The 16,467-nt window shown below is 57.1% G+C and carries 19 protein-coding genes; 9 read left to right on the top strand and 10 right to left on the bottom strand.

Features of this window, described 5'->3' with window-relative positions; all coding sequences use genetic code 11:
- Together ACEW8J_RS10700 and ACEW8J_RS10695 are read right to left on the bottom strand one after the other, a co-directional pair.
- The coding region (locus ACEW8J_RS10700; RefSeq protein WP_373491627.1) for a S41 family peptidase at positions 1 to 1,401 on the bottom strand (1,401 nt) is incomplete at its 3' end.
- Between the two features lie 208 nt (positions 1,402 to 1,609).
- Positions 1,610 to 3,202, bottom strand: a complete 1,593-nt coding sequence (locus tag ACEW8J_RS10695; protein ID WP_373491626.1) for an isocitrate lyase — start codon at positions 3,200 to 3,202, stop codon at positions 1,610 to 1,612.
- 473 nt (positions 3,203 to 3,675) lie between these two features.
- On the opposite strand from ACEW8J_RS10695, the gene ACEW8J_RS10690 reads away from it, so the two are divergent.
- On the top strand, positions 3,676 to 4,431 hold the full coding sequence (locus ACEW8J_RS10690; RefSeq protein WP_373491625.1) for a hypothetical protein: 756 nt from the start codon (positions 3,676 to 3,678) through the stop codon (positions 4,429 to 4,431).
- Positions 4,432 to 4,479: 48 nt separating this feature from the next.
- Here the strand turns inward: ACEW8J_RS10690 and ACEW8J_RS10685 are convergent, their stop codons facing one another.
- The 5 genes from ACEW8J_RS10685 to ACEW8J_RS10665 form a co-directional block, all read right to left on the bottom strand.
- Positions 4,480 to 6,273: an SLC13 family permease gene (locus ACEW8J_RS10685; protein WP_373491624.1), complete on the bottom strand. Its 1,794-nt coding sequence runs from the start codon at positions 6,271 to 6,273 to the stop codon at positions 4,480 to 4,482.
- Between the two features lie 479 nt (positions 6,274 to 6,752).
- Positions 6,753 to 6,905, bottom strand: a complete 153-nt coding sequence (locus tag ACEW8J_RS10680) for a hypothetical protein (protein WP_373491623.1) — start codon at positions 6,903 to 6,905, stop codon at positions 6,753 to 6,755.
- A gap of 55 nt (positions 6,906 to 6,960) precedes the next feature.
- Positions 6,961 to 7,398 (bottom strand): DoxX family protein, encoded by a 438-nt coding sequence (locus ACEW8J_RS10675; RefSeq protein ID WP_373491622.1) that lies wholly within the window; start codon positions 7,396 to 7,398, stop codon positions 6,961 to 6,963.
- Positions 7,398 to 7,823: an ion channel gene (locus ACEW8J_RS10670; protein ID WP_373491621.1), complete on the bottom strand. Its 426-nt coding sequence runs from the start codon at positions 7,821 to 7,823 to the stop codon at positions 7,398 to 7,400. The genes ACEW8J_RS10675 and ACEW8J_RS10670 overlap by 1 nt, the downstream gene beginning before the upstream one ends.
- 3 nt (positions 7,824 to 7,826) lie before the next feature.
- Positions 7,827 to 8,468: a hypothetical protein gene (locus ACEW8J_RS10665; protein ID WP_373491620.1), complete on the bottom strand. Its 642-nt coding sequence runs from the start codon at positions 8,466 to 8,468 to the stop codon at positions 7,827 to 7,829.
- Between the two features lie 238 nt (positions 8,469 to 8,706).
- Here ACEW8J_RS10665 and ACEW8J_RS10660 point away from each other — a divergent pair, with 238 nt between their 5' ends.
- Positions 8,707 to 8,913 (top strand): cold-shock protein, encoded by a 207-nt coding sequence (locus ACEW8J_RS10660; RefSeq protein WP_067200226.1) that lies wholly within the window; start codon positions 8,707 to 8,709, stop codon positions 8,911 to 8,913.
- A 73-nt stretch (positions 8,914 to 8,986) separates the two neighbouring features.
- Here ACEW8J_RS10660 and ACEW8J_RS10655 read toward each other — a convergent pair whose 3' ends face one another.
- Positions 8,987 to 10,135, bottom strand: a complete 1,149-nt coding sequence (locus ACEW8J_RS10655) for a JmjC domain-containing protein (RefSeq protein ID WP_373491619.1) — start codon at positions 10,133 to 10,135, stop codon at positions 8,987 to 8,989.
- A gap of 124 nt (positions 10,136 to 10,259) precedes the next feature.
- Here ACEW8J_RS10655 and ACEW8J_RS10650 point away from each other — a divergent pair, with 124 nt between their 5' ends.
- Genes ACEW8J_RS10650 through ACEW8J_RS10640 form a run of 3 tightly spaced genes read left to right on the top strand, consistent with a single transcriptional unit; the run spans position 10,260 to position 12,255 of the window.
- Positions 10,260 to 10,805, top strand: a complete 546-nt coding sequence (locus tag ACEW8J_RS10650) for a pseudouridine synthase (protein WP_373491618.1) — start codon at positions 10,260 to 10,262, stop codon at positions 10,803 to 10,805.
- Between the two features lie 59 nt (positions 10,806 to 10,864).
- The gene (locus ACEW8J_RS10645; RefSeq protein WP_373491617.1) at positions 10,865 to 11,836 is read left to right on the top strand and encodes an alpha/beta fold hydrolase; all 972 of its coding nucleotides are present in this window, start codon (positions 10,865 to 10,867) and stop codon (positions 11,834 to 11,836) included.
- Complete coding sequence (locus tag ACEW8J_RS10640) at positions 11,836 to 12,255, top strand: hypothetical protein (protein ID WP_373491616.1); 420 nt, start codon at positions 11,836 to 11,838, stop codon at positions 12,253 to 12,255. The genes ACEW8J_RS10645 and ACEW8J_RS10640 overlap by 1 nt, the downstream gene beginning before the upstream one ends.
- Here ACEW8J_RS10640 and ung read toward each other — a convergent pair.
- The gene (gene ung, locus ACEW8J_RS10635; RefSeq protein WP_373491615.1) at positions 12,245 to 12,949 is read right to left on the bottom strand and encodes a uracil-DNA glycosylase; all 705 of its coding nucleotides are present in this window, start codon (positions 12,947 to 12,949) and stop codon (positions 12,245 to 12,247) included. The genes ACEW8J_RS10640 and ung overlap by 11 nt on opposite strands.
- Positions 12,950 to 13,081: 132 nt before the next feature.
- Here ung and ACEW8J_RS10630 point away from each other — a divergent pair, with 132 nt between their 5' ends.
- The 4 genes from ACEW8J_RS10630 to ACEW8J_RS10615 are packed head-to-tail and all read left to right on the top strand — an operon-like array spanning position 13,082 to position 16,029.
- Positions 13,082 to 14,215: a beta-ketoacyl-ACP synthase III gene (locus ACEW8J_RS10630; protein ID WP_373491614.1), complete on the top strand. Its 1,134-nt coding sequence runs from the start codon at positions 13,082 to 13,084 to the stop codon at positions 14,213 to 14,215.
- 19 nt (positions 14,216 to 14,234) lie between these two features.
- A complete protein-coding gene (locus ACEW8J_RS10625; RefSeq protein ID WP_373491628.1) occupies positions 14,235 to 15,008 on the top strand; it encodes a DUF72 domain-containing protein in 774 nt (257 codons plus the stop codon).
- Between the two features lie 11 nt (positions 15,009 to 15,019).
- Complete coding sequence (locus tag ACEW8J_RS10620; RefSeq protein WP_373491613.1) at positions 15,020 to 15,424, top strand: GFA family protein; 405 nt, start codon at positions 15,020 to 15,022, stop codon at positions 15,422 to 15,424.
- Positions 15,421 to 16,029 carry a hypothetical protein gene (locus ACEW8J_RS10615; protein WP_373491612.1) on the top strand — a complete coding sequence of 203 codons (609 nt, stop codon included), beginning with the start codon at positions 15,421 to 15,423 and terminating at the stop codon, positions 16,027 to 16,029. Before ACEW8J_RS10620 ends, ACEW8J_RS10615 begins: the two co-directional genes overlap by 4 nt.
- Positions 16,030 to 16,055: 26 nt before the next feature.
- On the opposite strand, the gene ACEW8J_RS10610 is transcribed toward ACEW8J_RS10615, so the two are convergent.
- Positions 16,056 to 16,467 (bottom strand): VOC family protein (locus ACEW8J_RS10610; RefSeq protein ID WP_373491611.1); only part of this gene is annotated, 412 nt, incomplete at its 5' end.

Here is a 16,467-nt window from a genome sequence, read left to right as displayed (position 1 = left end):
GTCAAACGGCGATGCCGGTTCGCGCTGGGCCGCAATGCCGCCGCTGTCGCTGCTGCTGATCGGGGTGCACGAGGCACCGGCCAGAAAGCCGAGCGCCCGCGCGGTCGAGGCTTCGCCGGGGTCGCCCAGCGGCAGGCTGATATCGTCCGCCGCCTGGCAGCTGTTGGCCACCGATCCGGCCAGGCCGCTGAAATAATCGGCATTGCCGTCGGCATTTTCGGTGGCAAAGGCAACGATCCGGATCCGGTCATCACAGGCCTCCCGGTCCAGCCCGATCTGGCCGACCGGCTTGCCGAACGTGTTGCTGCCGACCAGCGCCATGTCCGGGTCGAGATAGGGGATCATCGCGTTGATCACCAGCTCGCTGGCCGAGGCCGAACCGCCGGTGGTGATGAAGGCGATCCGGGTCGGCGCCACCGACTGCGGCTGCGAGCGGAAGTTGCGGGTCTCGTTATTGCCCGATTTGCTGGCGCGGAACCGGGTGACCGACTGGACCTCATTGGCGAAGCGGTTGCGGCCGAGCAGATCGGCGAACAGCTCCGCCGTCCGCACCAGCCCGCCGCCATTATAGCGCAGGTCGATGACCAGCTCGGTCACCCCGGCGTTGCGGAACTGCAGAAAGGCATCGCGCAGTTGCGGCTCGGCGCTGTCGATGAAAGTGCGCAGATTGACATAGCCGGTCATGGTGCCGCCATTGTCCAATATCTGCACACCATAACGCGGCGAGATCGGCTGGAGGGCAAAATTGGTCTTGGTCACCGTGGTCGTGGTCTCATTGCCCGCGTCATCACGAAAGCGCAGCACCCGGCTGGTGCCCGCGGTCGACGGTCCGAGCGCGTCGCTCACCGCAGCGGCACCGCCCTGCGCAAACAGCGAGGCAACCGTCTGGAGATTGCTGCTGCTGGTACCGATCGCCAGGATTTCGGTCCCGCGATCCAGACCGGCGGCCAGCGCGGGCGCGCCTTCAAAGGCTTCGAGGACGAAGACCCGCGCTGCCGCGCCGTCATAGCTCAGGCGAATGCCAAAGCCCGCCGTCGCCCCGGAATTGAGAAAGGCATTCTCCTCGGCAATCGAGGTGATAAAGGTAAAAAACCGGTCGCGGCCCTGACCCCGTGCCGTCGCGGTGAGCGCATCGACATAGGCCTGCACCGAGCCATAAGGCGCCGGGCTCAGGCTGGCGGGCAGGGTTTCGGGGAAGAGATACCATTCATTGATCTTGTCAAACGCCCAGTTCTGCCGGTTTTGCAGCGAGCATGTCGTGTTGATGGGGGAAGGAGCCGGGGTCGCTCCGCCTCCACCGGGCGGCAGGCTGACCACATTGCTGCTGCTACCGCCACCGCCGCCGCAAGCCGAAAGCATCGCCGCCAGGGCCAGGATCGAACCGGATTTCCGCAATGTCATGCCGTCTCCTTCAAAAGGCTGGACGAACGCCAGACCCCAGCAGCCTATTTCTATATAAGCCTTTCCCCGATAGCGCTGCGGCTAACGGATTGCACAGAAAAAATCCGCCGACATCGCTGCCGACGGATAGTTTTTTCCTCCCCAGGAAAACTGGTAGGATCGGGTGCCCCACAAGAAGGGGCAAGGGGACACCCGAACCGTGCGATGTTCAGCCGAACTGGTTCATCGTATTGTGGACACCGCCGGCTTTCAGAGCCGCGTCGCCGGCGAAATATTCCTTGTGATCATCGCCAATGTCGCTGCCCGACATGTTCTGGTGCCGCACGCAGGCTATGCCTTCGCGGATTTCCTTGCGCTGCACGCCCAGAACATAGCCGAGCATGCCGGCGTCGCCGAAATATTCCTTGGCCAGATTGTCGGTCGACAGGGCCGCGGTGTGATAGGTCGGCAGCGTGATCAGATGGTGGAAGATGCCCGCCCGTTTCGAACCATCGGCCTGGAAGGTTCGGATCCGCTTGTCTGCCGCTTCGCCCAGTTCCGTGTCATCATATTTTGCATCCATCAGATCCGCGCGATCATATTCCGCAACATCCAGACCTTCCGCGGCCATCGCATCATAGACCTGCTGGCGGAAGTTCAGGGTCCAGTTGAACGATGGCGAATTGTTATAGACCAGCTTGGCGTTCGGAATGACTTCGCGCACCCGGTCCATCATCCCGGCAATCTGTTCAACATGCGGCTTCTCGGTTTCGATCCACAGCAAGTCAGCGCCATTTTGCAGCGAGGTGATGCTGTCGAGGACGCAGCGGTCTTCGCCGGTGCCGGGCCGGAACTGGAACAGGTTGGATGGCAAGCGCTTGGGCCGCAGCAGCTTGCCGTCGCGGTTCAGGATGACATCGCCATTCTTCGCGGTGGTGGGATCGATTTCCTCGCAATCGAGGAAGCTGTTATACTGATCGCCGAGATCGCCGGGTTCGTTGGAAACCGCAATCTGCTTGGTCAGACCGGCCCCGAGCGAGTCGGTGCGGGTGACGATGATGCCGTCTTCCACGCCCAGCTCCAGGAAAGCATAGCGACAGGCGCGGATCTTCGCGATAAAATCTTCATGCGGTACGGTAACCTTGCCGTCCTGATGCCCGCACTGCTTTTCGTCCGAAACCTGATTCTCGATCTGCAGGGCGCAGGCACCCGCCTCGATCATCTTCTTGGCCAGCAGATAGGTCGCTTCGGCATTGCCGAAACCGGCGTCGATATCGGCGATGATCGGTACGACATGGGTCTGGAAATTCTCGATCTTGTCCATCGCTGCTTTCTCGGCTTCTGCATCACCGGCATCGCGCGCCGCATCAATGTCGCGGAAAAGCAGGTTGAGTTCGCGGGCATCGGCCTGGCGCAGGAATGTGTAAAGCTCTTCGATCAGCGCCGGCACCGAGGTTTTCTCGTGCATCGATTGGTCGGGCAGGGGACCGAATTCGCTTCGCAATGCCGCGACCATCCAGCCGGACAGATAGAGGTAACGTCTTTTGGTATCGCCAAAATGCTTCTTGATCGAAATCATCTTCTGCTGCGCGATAAAGCCGTGCCAGCAGCCCAGCGACTGGGTATATTGTGAACTGTCGGCATCATAAGCGGCCATATCCTCACGCATGATCGCAGCGGTATATTTGGCGATGTCGAGGCCGGTCTTGAACCGGTTCTGCAATTGCATGCGGGCGACGGACTCGGCATCAATACCGGTCCATGCGCCGTCTTTGCTACTGATCAAACTTTTGGCGGCACTCTGGAAATCTTGATAGGACATGGTCTGGTTCCTTAAACTGGGGAGGCATTTTCAATATGCTGTCAATATATTTTCAGCGTCTGAGTGCCTTTTAGCGCCGGTTATCGAGAATAGGCGAGAGAATCTTGTAAAATTATGAGTCGCAATGTCGGGGCGCAGCTAAATTTGTCTGTATAAATGTAAAGTTATTTACAAGAAAATTTGATTTTGCCTTCGGAAATTTCCAACTGATATTTTTAACGCTCGGATAGATCTTCGTAAGCTCATCCCAGCCAAAGCTTTCTATGCCATGAGGTGGAAGAGGCGCTCGCAAATGGCCGCTGATATACAAAGGTTCCCTCTGCTATCCGGATTTGATGGCAGGCGGCGGCGGCTTGATCGGAGCCACCCGCTCACCATAAGAGCGCGGGAGGCCGCCTGTTGATCCCCCCGCACTGACAGGCCATCATTTTGTGGCTTTCCTACAGGTAACCAAATAGGTTACTCTTTTGCTAATGACCGATAAAAAATCTCCCCCGCCCGCCACCATTTCCGAAAAGACAGGACTCGATGCCCACGGCCATGAACCCGAGGCTTATGACTGGGTTCCGGTGCTGCGCAAAAGGCGCAAGGATGGCTGGACACCAGAGCGACAGCGCGCGTTTATCGGCGCCTTGGCCGATAGCGGCCAGGTAGTGGCTGCGGCGCGTAGCGTCGGCATGTCGGATACCGCAGCCTATACGCTGCGCCGCGCACCAGGCGCAGAGGGCTTTGCCGCAGCCTGGGAGGTGGCGCTGGATGCAGCTTCGCGGCGGCTGGTCGATATTGCCTTTGACCGGGCGATCAACGGTGTTGATGATATCGTGCTGGATCGCGACGGGCGTCATGTTTACACCAAACGCAAATATAACGACCGGCTGCTGATGTTCCTGATCCGCGCGCACGCGCCTGGTCGTTACGACCACCGCGGTGCCGGGGAAGGGCAGGACGCCGTCACCGCCCGCCCGCCGGTCGCGGAGGCGCTGAAACTGCTCGGACCGGAACCGCCGGATGAACCGGACAAGCGAATGCCCCCCGACGAACTGGAAGACGCACTGGAAATCGCCGACCTGATGGACGGAAAATTGCCACACTGGCATCGTCAGGACCCGGTCGGCGACCCTTTCGCTGGCGACAGTTTCGAAAGGCCCGTCAGGCTGGACGTAAGCAAGCTGCAAATATCTGATGGCGATGACGAGAAGGATGAATCATGGGGGCAAGCCCGTCATTAGCCCAAATTTTGGCCCAGCTTCCGTCCGCTATTTTTCCGCATCACGCCTTTACAGCGGCCATATCATGGGAATGATGGCAATCGACGTTACCGCGATCAGGACCGTTAGCGGTAGACCATAGCGGGCAAAATCGAGGAAGCGATATCCGCCGGCCCCATAGACCAATGTGTTGGTCTGATATCCGATCGGGGTCAGGAAACTGGCACTTGCGGCAAACATCACGGCGATCACAAAGGGTCGCGGATCGACCCCTAGCGACAGCCCAAGCTGGATCGCGATCGGGGTCACGACGATGGCCACCGCATTGTTGGTTACCAGTTCTGTCAGCAACAGACTCAACAGATATATGGCTGCCAGTGCATAGATCGGTGCGAGGCCGGACAGCCAGGGCGTGGCCGCCGCGACCATCATTTCTACCAGACCTGCTCGTTCGAGTGCCGTCCCGATCGCCAGCATGGCAACGATCAACCCGATGATTCGCCAGTCGACCGAGGCAAAGGCTTCATCCGGTTCGATACAGCGGGTGACCAATACCGCAGCCATGCCGAGCACCGCGAGCCCGGCAATTGGCATGATGTTAAACGATGCGGCGACCACCACTGCCATGATCACGGCGATGGCAATCGGGGCCTTGTGCCTGCGGAACCCCCGGGTCTTGGGTTCGCTAACGTTGATCAGATTCTCGCCCTCGACCAGACGCCGGATATTCGCCTGCGCGCCTTCCAGCAATAGCGTATCACCGACCTCCAAATTGGTGCTGTCATATCGTTCGGACAGATTGCTGCCCCGGCGATGCATGGCGATCGGGTGGACGCCGTAGCGCTGAGGCAAGGCCGCTTCTTTCAGACTGTGCCCGATCAGGTGAGAATCGGAGAGCAGCAATATTTCCGCCAGCATTGACCGGTGCGAGGACATCGGGACGAACTGCTGCTTGTCGTCATTTTTCGTCAGCGGCAGCTTGCCGCGTTCACGAATGGTTATCAGGTCGGCTTCGTTGGTGTGCATGACCAGCACGTCGCCCTCGCGGATGACATGTTCTGCATGAGATTGCTCAATCGGTTCATCATTGTGGATGACATCGATCAGCCGACGTTCGCCGCTGCGGAACAGATCAAGCTGGCTGGCGATCTGGCCGATATAGGGGGACGTGCCCACGATGAAGACCGACATCGTGTAGCGCTTGGCCGGATCATCCTCTAGCAGCGACGTCATCGTATCGCGATCCGGCAGAAATCGCCGGGTCAGAGCGAGATAGGAGACACCGACCAGCGCGATCACCACGCCGGCGGGGGCGATCTCGAATATCGAAAAGCCTTCAAGGCCTTGCTTCTGCGCCACGCCGTCCACCAGGATATTGGTAGAAGTGCCGATCAGGGTACAGGTCCCACCCAGAATGGCGGCGAAGGAAATCGGCATCAATATCTTCGACGGTCGCTCGCCCAGTTCCTTGGCAAGGGTGATGCCGATCGGGATCATCATCATGACCAGCGGAGTATTGTTGGTGAACCCGGACAAGACGGCAATCGCAACCAGCAACAGCCCGGTGGCCATCACAGGCGATGCCTTGGCCATTCCGGTCACCTTGAGTGCGAACAGGTCGAGCGTACCCGTCCGGACGAGCGCGCCGGAAATGATGAACATCGCCGCGATCGTCAGCGGCGCAGGGTTGCTCATCGTCGCCAGAATATCGTCGGTCGAAATCAGGCCGAGGGCGAGCAGCAGCCCGGCCGCGCCAATGGCCGTGACTTCCGGCGGCCGGATTTCGGTCGCAAAGGCAATCAGCAGCAACAGCAATATCAGGCCAACCAGAAAAGGAGAATAAGGCGCAAGAACAGAAAGCATGAACATATCCGATCAGGATGGCGCGCGGGATGTGGACAAGGCCAATAAAACGGACTGAGAACTCGCACCAGATAGAAAGCGTCTGGCCGCACAAAATATTATTGGGCTATCGCAAGTTTTGATTCACCGGCGATTTCCTCTCGCCTCGACACGATAGGTACCGGAAAATGCGCTGGAGATTGTGGTCTGATCGCTGGAAAGGCAAGGCACCACCAGCGTCAGGACCGGGTTATCGACCGCATTGTGATGGCAATATTCAAAAGCTCGTAAGCAATGTCATAAATATTCTGTAATAAATTGATATATATCAGATAATTTATAAAATAAGATCGAGAAGAGGCTATCGGACAAACCCGTCATTGGCCCCAACTTTGACCAACTTTGGGCTACGGATCGGACAGGAGGCCATGATGTTCAGGACCGGTTGGGAGCAATGGCGGGAAGGGGATTGCCAACAGTACGGAAAGATATCCCGCAGGCTAGCTCAGTGCAGGGATGATCCAAATAATCGACAGCGCAACGATCGTGAGCAGCAACGACACCGCTAACACGATTCTGACATTATGGGGTTTGTGCGGCTTGTTGCTTGCCTCATGCTCGTCCATTTCGACGTGATCGTCTTTCATTTCCATATCATATTCCTTTGTTGCTGACGTAGCTACCAGAGTTAGCGATAATATAAATACCCTATTTTGGGCAGACTGGGCCTTGCTTCTTCCCGAACGGCCAGTTGATGACACCGCCCGCGATTAGCGCCCACCATATGAACACCGGTTGGAAGGCGAGCCGGGGACCATGATAGAGCCAGCTCGCGGTCACGCCGCCGATCGCGATATTGTTGAGGGCATGGTTGATATTTGCCGGATAGACGCACAGCGCATAGAGCGCCAGGCCGATACCTGCAGCATAGCGCGCACGCGGGATCAGCAGCCCGATGGCGCCGGCTATTTCGGCGACACCGGTCAGCAATATGACCTGCTCGGGCAAGGGCACCCAATCGGGTGTGATCTGAAGAAAGCCGGCAGGCGATTTGATATGGGCTATGCCTGCGATCAGGTAGATTAGCGCCAGCAAGAGGCGGAACAGGCGTCGCGTCAGATTTTCCCTTGGGGCCGCAGGCCGCACTAGCCCCGGCCCATGCGTGCCACCACGGTGACGAAGAAGGCGGTCGACCAGCCCAGCAGAATGAAACCGTTGAGGCCCTCGATCGCGGCGATCATCTGCCATTCCGTCGCCAGGCCATCGCTGTTGTAGCCGGTGGTGGAATAAGTGATCGTGGAAAAATAGATCGCTTGCTCAAAGTTCGGGATGGCGTCGACCAGGCGGTAGACAATCGCATAGGTCCAGATTTCGAAGCCGTGCAGAACGAAAAGACCGAAAACCAGTGCCAGCGTCACGGCGATTCCGCGCGGCGACATTGGATGAATATGTTCCTCCGCTTCTTCCCGGGCCTCCAGCCGCAGGATGCGAGCGAGTGTAAATATGCCCATTCCGTGGATAAAGACCGTCAACAGCACCATCAGACCCCCGACGGTTAGCGCTGCCAGCACCGCTTAGCTTCCCCAGGGTGGGGGTGGGGCCGGTACCGCTTTGGTCAGATCAAATTCGACCCGAAAATGACGTCCGTCCGATGATTCCAGGCGGCGCAGTTCATAGGCGAATCGGGCATCACTCTCGCTGGGAGGGATGATCTCTACCGCCCAAATGTTGGTCACGGACTGGTCGAGCTCATTGGCGCGGAAGGATGCGATCGATTCAGCGTCGACGGGGAATTCCTGCCGCTCGGCAGTGCCTTTGCTATCCGTATCACCACCATAGTTGGTCACGCTGTCGAGGCTGCCATCTTCATGCCGATGCCGGTGCTTCAGCCGAAGGCCCTGATCCGTACGGGTGATCTGCCATGTCCGCGAGCGGTTCCATTTGCCATCGTCCTCGGCGATGTGGAATGGGATTTCGATCTGATTCTGATCGCAGGAAGCGGCATGCATGATCATCGGTTTGCCGACCATTTCCGCATCGGCTTCCTGATCTGATACCAATATGCCTGCATAGGCCTTGCCGCAGAGCTGACTCAGTCGCTCAAAAAACTGATCCTGCGGGGAGGGTTCCGGCACTGGAGTGCCTGCTGAATCGCAAGCCACCAGCGGGATAGCGAGGCATAATGCTGCCAGTCTCATCGATATATTTCTGTTCATGGATGCTGCTATTACACAGTTTTTGCATGTCTTGAAACCGTTGAAATTCATCTGTTTGCATATTAATGAATTGCCTGCTATAGCGGCTGAAGCTAATAAATCGCGTTACGACGAAATCATGGTTTCGCAACCCTTAAGGTCGCATACTCTTTTTCCCATTTCTCGAAGTTGGCCAATCCCGTTCGGTTCTGCATCCTGCAGGGTCGGACATAATTAAGTTATGAATAGGAATAAGACTATGCCTACAGGCACCGTAAAATTTTTCAACACCGACAAGGGCTATGGTTTCATCGCTCCTGAAGACGGTGGTGATGACAGCTTCGTGCACATCACAGCAGTACAGGCAGCAGGAATGCAGTCGCTCGAAAAAGAGCAACGCCTGACCTATGATGTCGAAACCGGCAACAATGGCAAGAAAGCCGCTGTGAACCTGCAGCAGGCTTAAGCCTTAAAATTTCGAAAAAGGGCGGGATGACATTGTCTTTCCCGCCCTTTTTTTGTCTTCAATATCGCGCCATCTAGTCCCAGTTGAAGGACAGGCTGCCGCCATTATACAATGCGGTGAGCAGGTCGATCACCTCGTCCGCCTCTCGCTCCGCGGGGTCGACGATAATATGACTGTGCGCACACAGCCGCTTGGCCAGGGGCGCGGCAGCCGCGGCAACGGGAAAGCACTCCCCATCCACGAATAGCAGGCAGCCATCTTCGCTCTCCCGAATGAAGGAAAAGCGGCTGGCAGCGTTGCGGAGCAGAGGATGGTCGTCGACCAATATGCGGCGCAACTGGTCTTTGTCGATCGGCTCCTGCGGACGCCAGTCGGTTTCGGGATATCGGGGCGTGCTGCTATACTGGCCGAACCATTTCGCAAAATCGCCGCGATCCGTCAGTTTCTCCGTCAGCATGGCGTGCAGCCGGTCGATGGCGCTCTCTGCTATTTCGCCGGGATTCGTCTGGATCGACAAATCGGGATCACCATAGCGATCATCATCGCTCATATTTGGCAGCAGGTCATCGCACCAGTTGCTGATCAGTTCCTTGCGCGATGGCGATCGAAAGCCGATACTATAGGTCATGCAATCGGCGCCAACCGCAACGCCGTTATGCGCTATTCCCGGCGGAATATAGAGCATGTCGCCTGGATCCAATAGCCATTCTTCCGCTACATCAAAATGGGCGAGCAACAACAGGTCTTCGTGCGAACGCAGAGCGGTTTGATCGTCGCACATCCCCCCGATCTGCCAGCGGCGCTGGCCAAGGCCCTGGATCAGGAAAACATCATAATGATCAAAATGCGGGCCGACCCCGCCGCCATCGCTGGCATAGCTGACCATCACGTCATCGATGCGCCAATTGGGGATGAACCGAAAGGGCTCGACCAACGCAGCGACATCCGGAACATGATGATCAACCGCCTGGACCAGCAATGTCCAGGGGACCGTGCCCAGTTCCTCAAAGCGGGCCTCGGGCAAGGGTCCGTGCTCGGCATTCCAGTCATCACTGGATTGCGTGATCAGGCGCGATTCAACATGATCTTCGCAAGCCAGGCCAGCGAGCTGGTCGGGCGACAGGGGATTGCGCCAGGAATGCCAGGGATTCCGGATCAGCAGCGGCTTCTTTTGCCAATGATCGCGGAGAAAGGTGGCGCTATCGAAATTCTTGAACTGCATTGGCCCGCGCTACACAATTTGAAGCGCTACAGATATCAATTTAACGAGCCTGAAACGTTGGAACATGGGAAATCAGCTGTATTGTTGCGTTGCCGATCCTGTTCGCGGCTGGCAGAGAGGCGCTATGACCAATCTGATCCGTTTCAACAAACCATTCGGCGTATTGTCGCAATTTACCGACCGCGGCACCGAAACCACAAGGGCAACGCTTTCGGATTTCATCGATCTTCCTGGAGTCTATCCCGCTGGCCGGCTCGACCGCGACAGCGAGGGGCTGCTGCTGCTCACCAGCGATGGCAAGTTGCAGGCGCGTATTGCCGATCCCAAATATAAGATGACCAAAAGCTATCTTGTCCAGGTCGAAGCAGAGGTTGAAGAAAAAAGTCTCGCAATGTTGCGGCAGGGCGTCGCATTGAAAGACGGCATGACAAGACCTGCCGAAGTCGAGCGCATCGCAGACCCGGATCTTTGGCTGCGCGATCCGCCGATCCGGGTGCGCAAGAATATACCCGAATGCTGGATCAAGCTCACCATCAGCGAAGGCCGGAACCGCCAGGTTCGTCGGATGACCGCGGCGGTGGGACATCCTACCTTGCGGCTGGTGCGCTGGAGCGTAGGAGACTGGACGCTTGCAGGATTGCAGCCAGGGGAATGGCAGGCCGAAGATTAAGCCATTGGCGCATCTCTTTGCTTTGGGTACACATAAGTTCTTCTGACAGAGGGAATCCCATGAAAAAGACGGTCCGCATTCTCCTCCTGCTCGTCGTCCTGCTAGGGGCAGCTTTTCTGATTTTTCGCACACCTGATACGGATCGGGGAGAAATGATCGCGAAATATACGAATGAATCGTCTCATTTTCTGGATGATGGCCAAGGTGGCCAGATCCATTATCGGGATGAAGGCAAAAGGGATGGGCCGCCGATCCTGCTGATCCATGGATCGAACAGCATGCTGCAGACCTGGGAGCCGTTGGTGGCTCTGCTCGAGGATAAATATCGCCTGATATCGATCGATCTTTACGGGCATGGACTGACCGGGCCCAATCCGACCGGTGCCTATGATGCCGCGACCAATATTGCGGCAGTTATCAAGGTGCTGGATGCCGTTGGTGTCGACAAAGCCTATTGGGCGGGCAATAGCATGGGCGGCTGGCTGACATGGCGCGCGGGTCTTTCGGTGCCGGATCGGACCGCCGGCCTGATATTGATCGATGCATCCGGCGCGCAGGTCGAGCAAAAGGGACAAGCATATTTAGGCGCCAGGCTGGCGCAGTCATGGATCGGGCAAATGCTGTTACCGGAAATCACTCCGCGGGCTCTGGTCAAATCGTCATTGCAGGAAAATTATGCCCAACCCGAGCGGCTGACCGAAACAATGGTCGATCGCTACTGGGAAATGCTGCGTTTTCCTGGCAATCGCCGAGCCACATTGGACAGGGCGACGACTCCGCGCGAACCCGGAAAATGGGCAGAAATCGGCAACCTGAAAATGCCGGTTCTGCTGCTCTGGGGGGAGCAGGACAAGATATTCCCGCTGTCCCATGCGCAGGCTTTTGCATCCGCCATTCCGGGCAGCAAACTGATTACCTATGCCGATGCCGGCCATCTGCCGATGGAGGAAACGCCGGAGCAGGTGGCGCGGGATATCGATACGTGGATTGCGAGTGTAACCACCCAGGCCGGTGCGCCGAACCTGGATTGATGCCCAAACCCGCTGCACCATCGACCGCTTCAAGCCGGGACCGGTTGATAATCGTCTACAATGCCGATGAAGGCTGGGCTTCAGCGCTGATGGATGCGGCGCACAAGCTGGTCCGGCCCGAAACATATTCATGCAGCCTGTGCATGATCAGCTATGGCGCGGTGTCCATGCGCCGGCCGTGGCGGGACTATCTGGATGCCCTGTCACTGGAAAAGTCCTTTTATCATCGGCAGGACTTTGCCTGCGCCTATCCCGCCGCATCCTTCCCGATCACGCAAGCGCTATCTCTGCCAGCCATATTGATCGAAGACGGCGGAGATTTGCACTGCCTGCTGTCCAGCGACCAGCTGGACCGTTTGTCGGATGTGGATTCCCTGATGGCTGCGCTTGATCGAGCGCTTGCCCAGTTCAGGACTTGATTTGCGGCAAGCTCCAGTCGACAGGCGGCAGTCCCTTCTGTCGCAGAAAATCATTGGCCTTGCTGAAATGGCGGCATCCGAAAAAGCCGTTATAGGCAGACAGCGGCGACGGGTGAGGGGCCTTTAGCACCAGATGGTGACCACCCTGTTCAATGCTCCTCACGAAAGCCGCCTTCTTCTGCGCATAACTACCCCACAACAGGAACACCACAGGCTCCGGCTTGGCCGCAATCAGGCCTATGATCGCATCGGTAAATCCTTCCCATCCCTTGCCGCGATGCGAGGCGGCTTTGGCCATTTCGACGGTCAGCACACTGTTCAGCAGCAATACCCCCTGATTGGCCCAATGCTCGAGAAATCCGTGGGTAGGGCGCGGTAGTCCGAGGTCGCTTTCCAGTTCCTTGTAGATATTGACCAGCGATGGCGGCGGCCTGACACCGGGCTGGACGCTGAAGCAAAGTCCATGCGCCTGTCCCGGCCCATGATAGGGATCCTGACCGAGAATGACCACGCGCACCTGGTCGAGCGGGGTCAGATCGAGCGCGCGGAAATATTCCTTGCCCCTGGGAAATATCCGTTTGCCCGCGGCTTTCTCCCGCAGCAGAAAGTCCCGCAATCGAGCCATATGGTCACTGGAAAATTCGCCAGCCAAGGGTTTTTTCCAGCTGTCGTCGAGCTTCACATGGTCATTCATTTCCTGCTGATAGCAACGTGGAATTGATTGGCAAAGCATGATCAACCCTGCTTGCCTGTTCGCTCAAGGGCGATTACCATCGCAGGCAAGCGCCGCCAGAAAGCGCAACCGCAGAAGGAACAGTCTCTTTCCATGACCGACAGCAATATTCCCGTCATCTCCGCAACCGGCCTGTTCACGCCGGAAGACAGTATCAGCAATGAAGAACTGGTGGCCAGTTTCAACGCCTATGTCGATCTCACCAATCGTGAAAATGCTGACGCGATTGCAGCTGGCGAGGTAGAAGAATTACCACATAGTTCGGTGGAATTTATCGAGAAAGCGTCGGGGATCAAGTCGCGTTTCGTACTCTCCAAGGAACCGATACTCGATCCGCAAGTGATGTGTCCGCGCCTGCCCGAGCGACCAAACGAAGACATATCCATACTCGCCGAAATCGGTGCCAAAGCGGCTCGTCAAGCGCTGGAACGGGTAGGGCGCAAACCGGAAGATGTTGATGCTGTGCTGTGTGCCTGCTCGAACTTGCAGCGCGCCTATCCGGCGATAGCGGTGGAGATACAGGATGCGCTCGGCATAGAGGACGGATTTGCCTTCGATATGAATGTTGCCTGTTCTTCCGCTACTTTCGGGATACAGACCGCAGCCGATTATATCCGCGCCGGCAGCGTGCGGTCGGTGCTGGTCATCAATCCGGAAATCTGCTCCGGCCATCTCAACTGGCGCGACCGTGACAGTCACTTCATTTTCGGCGATGTGGCCACCGCCATTCTTGTCGAGGCCAAGGACATGGCACCAAAGCAACATTGGGAAATTATCGGTACAAAACTCAAGACGCAGTTCTCCAACAATATCCGCAACAATTTTGGCTTCCTCAACCGCACCCATCCCGAAAGCCGGGACGATAAGGACAAGTTGTTCGTCCAGGAAGGACGAAAGGTGTTCAAGGAAGTGGTGCCAATGGTCGCGACGATGATTGGCGAGCAAATGGACCGGCTTGGCATCCACGCGGACAGACTGCGCCGCCTGTGGCTGCATCAGGCCAATGCCGGGATGAACCGCCTGATTGCGCAGCGGGTACTCGGCCATGAAGCCAGCGAGGATGAGAGCCCGACGGTGCTCGATACTTATGCAAACACCTCCTCTGCCGGGTCTATAATCTCCTTTCACAAGCATAGCGAAGATCTGGCAGATGGAGATATCGGGCTTATCTGCTCATTCGGTGCCGGCTATTCGGCAGGCACCGTGTTTGTCAGAAAGCATGGTTGAGGAGCGTATCCGGTGCTGAATTGGTGGCTGGACCTTTGCGCCCTGGGGAGGAGTTTTTTATCCCAAGGGGCTGCGACAGGCCGATGAACTCAAATATGCCGGGGAGCATCTGGGGGCGATCGAGATCAATGGCACCTATTACGGCACCCAAAAGCCCGAGAGTTTTGCCAATTGGCGTGACTCGGTGCCGGAAGGTTTCAAGTTTTCGGTAAAGGCATCGCGCTATTGCACCAACCGGAAGGATTTGCGGGAAGCCGCCGAGAGCATCGAGAAATTCACGGGGCAGGGGCTGATTGAACTGGGAGACAAGCTGGGGCCGCTCTTCTGGCAATTCATGCCGACCAAGAAATTCGATGCGGCGGAGTTTGAGGGCTTCCTCAAGATGCTGCCCGACAAGATCGAGGGCATGCCGCTTCGCCATGCGCTGGAAGTGCGGCACGGAAGTTTTCTTTGCGCGGAATTTGTTGAACTGGCGCAAAAATATAACGCCGCCATTGTCTGCTCGCATAGCGAGAAATATCCCCAGATTTCCGACCAGACTGCCGATTTCTGCTTCGCCCGGCTGATGGGCTCAAGGGAGGATATCGAAACCGGCTATCCGGAGAGCGAACTGGATGAATGGGCGAAGACCGCCAAAGACTGGAGCAACGGCAATTTGCCGGATGACGGTGACTATATTACGCCGCCACTATCACTTGTCACGGGCCGAGATGTCTATATGTTTGTTATTAGCGGTGCCAGGATAAGAGCGCCTGCGGCGGCTCAGGAGCTGATGAAGAGAATCGAAACCTAAGGATATTTGAAATGGCGATAACCGGTCATTGCCTATGCGGCGCGGTAAATTACGAGATTGAGGGAGACCTGCAGATGTGCGGTGTCTGCCATTGCAAAAATTGTCAGCGACAGGCGGGTAGCGCTTATTCCGTTCTGTTCGCGATCTCGGATGACCAGATCAAGCTCAGCGGCGATCTTACCACCTATGAAGATCATGCCGAAAGCGGCAATGTTGTTCACCGGCATTTCTGCGGTACCTGTGGTTCCCCCGTGAAGACGACGCTGCCGACCCAGCCCGGCATGACCTACATCAAGGCAGGCACATTGGACGATACCGAAATCCTGCGACCGCAAATCCATTTCTGGACGGGCAGCAAGCAGCCCTGGGTAGAGATTGATGCAAATGTTGCGCAGATCGAAGGCAACCCGGGGTGAGGACAAATTTGCGGCGCGGATTATTATTGGGTCTGGCCGTGGTTCTGACCGCCTGTTCGGAAGAGGAACGCGATGCGGGACAGGCTGCGCAGGCTGCTCCGACCGAGCAATCTGCCAGCAAGCAACCGAAAGCACCAGCAGCGGCTGAGATTGAGATTGCTCTGGACGGCGAGGGACTCCGGTTCGTGAACGCCGAGACGGGAAGCGCTCGCCTGCTCGCGTTCGGAGCGGAGCGGGCGACTACCGAAGGCGCTATAGCGGCGCAACGCGGCGAGGCCGACGAGCGTTCATCCAGTCAGGATTGCGGCGCAGGTCTGATAGAATTCACCCATTATGGCGATTTCAGTGCTAATTTTCAGGAAGACCGTTTTGTCGGTTGGTTCTTGCGCGATGGCGACAAGCAAGCGGCTCTTGCCACGATGAGCGGAATTGGTATCGGCACCACGCGAAGCGAAATGGCCAAGTCGGTAGAGTTCGATATCGATGAGAACAGTACGATTGGCACAGAATTCCATACCGGCGGCTTTTCCGGCTTGTTCGAGAGCCAAGCGCCAGATGCCCGGATCACCGATTTGTGGGCCGGCACCAACTGTATTTTCCGCTAACAGCGGAGCGGAAAAGCCGACGGCGGCTATTCGCCCCGAAAGTTGAGCTCCAGAAGCACACCATTGGGTTCGCTGAAAAACAGCTGTTTCAGATTGATCGCGGGGATATCGTTCAGACGATAATCAATTGCGTGCGCGGCCAGGCGTTCGATAAACGCCAGATGATCGCTGCAATCCAGTGCCACGTGATGGATCGCCCCGGTCATGGGCCCAGAACTTGTTTCGCGGCGAAAGGCCTGCTGCATTTGTTTTGAATTAATGTGGAATATGGCGCGCCCGCTGTCGTCATAGAGCCATTGGACATGTTCTGGTGGCAGCGGCTCTGGACCGTCGCGGACGTCGAGATCAAATAATTCAACGAAAAACCTGACGGTACCGGCGAGGTCGTCGGTAATGATGTTAACATGATCCAGTGCGTTGAGCTTCATGCTATCCCTT

The sequence above is a fragment of the Parasphingorhabdus sp. genome, from assembly GCF_041748495.1.
GTDB lineage: Bacteria > Pseudomonadota > Alphaproteobacteria > Sphingomonadales > Sphingomonadaceae > Parasphingorhabdus.
This window is presented reverse-complemented; position numbering and strand designations above follow the sequence as displayed.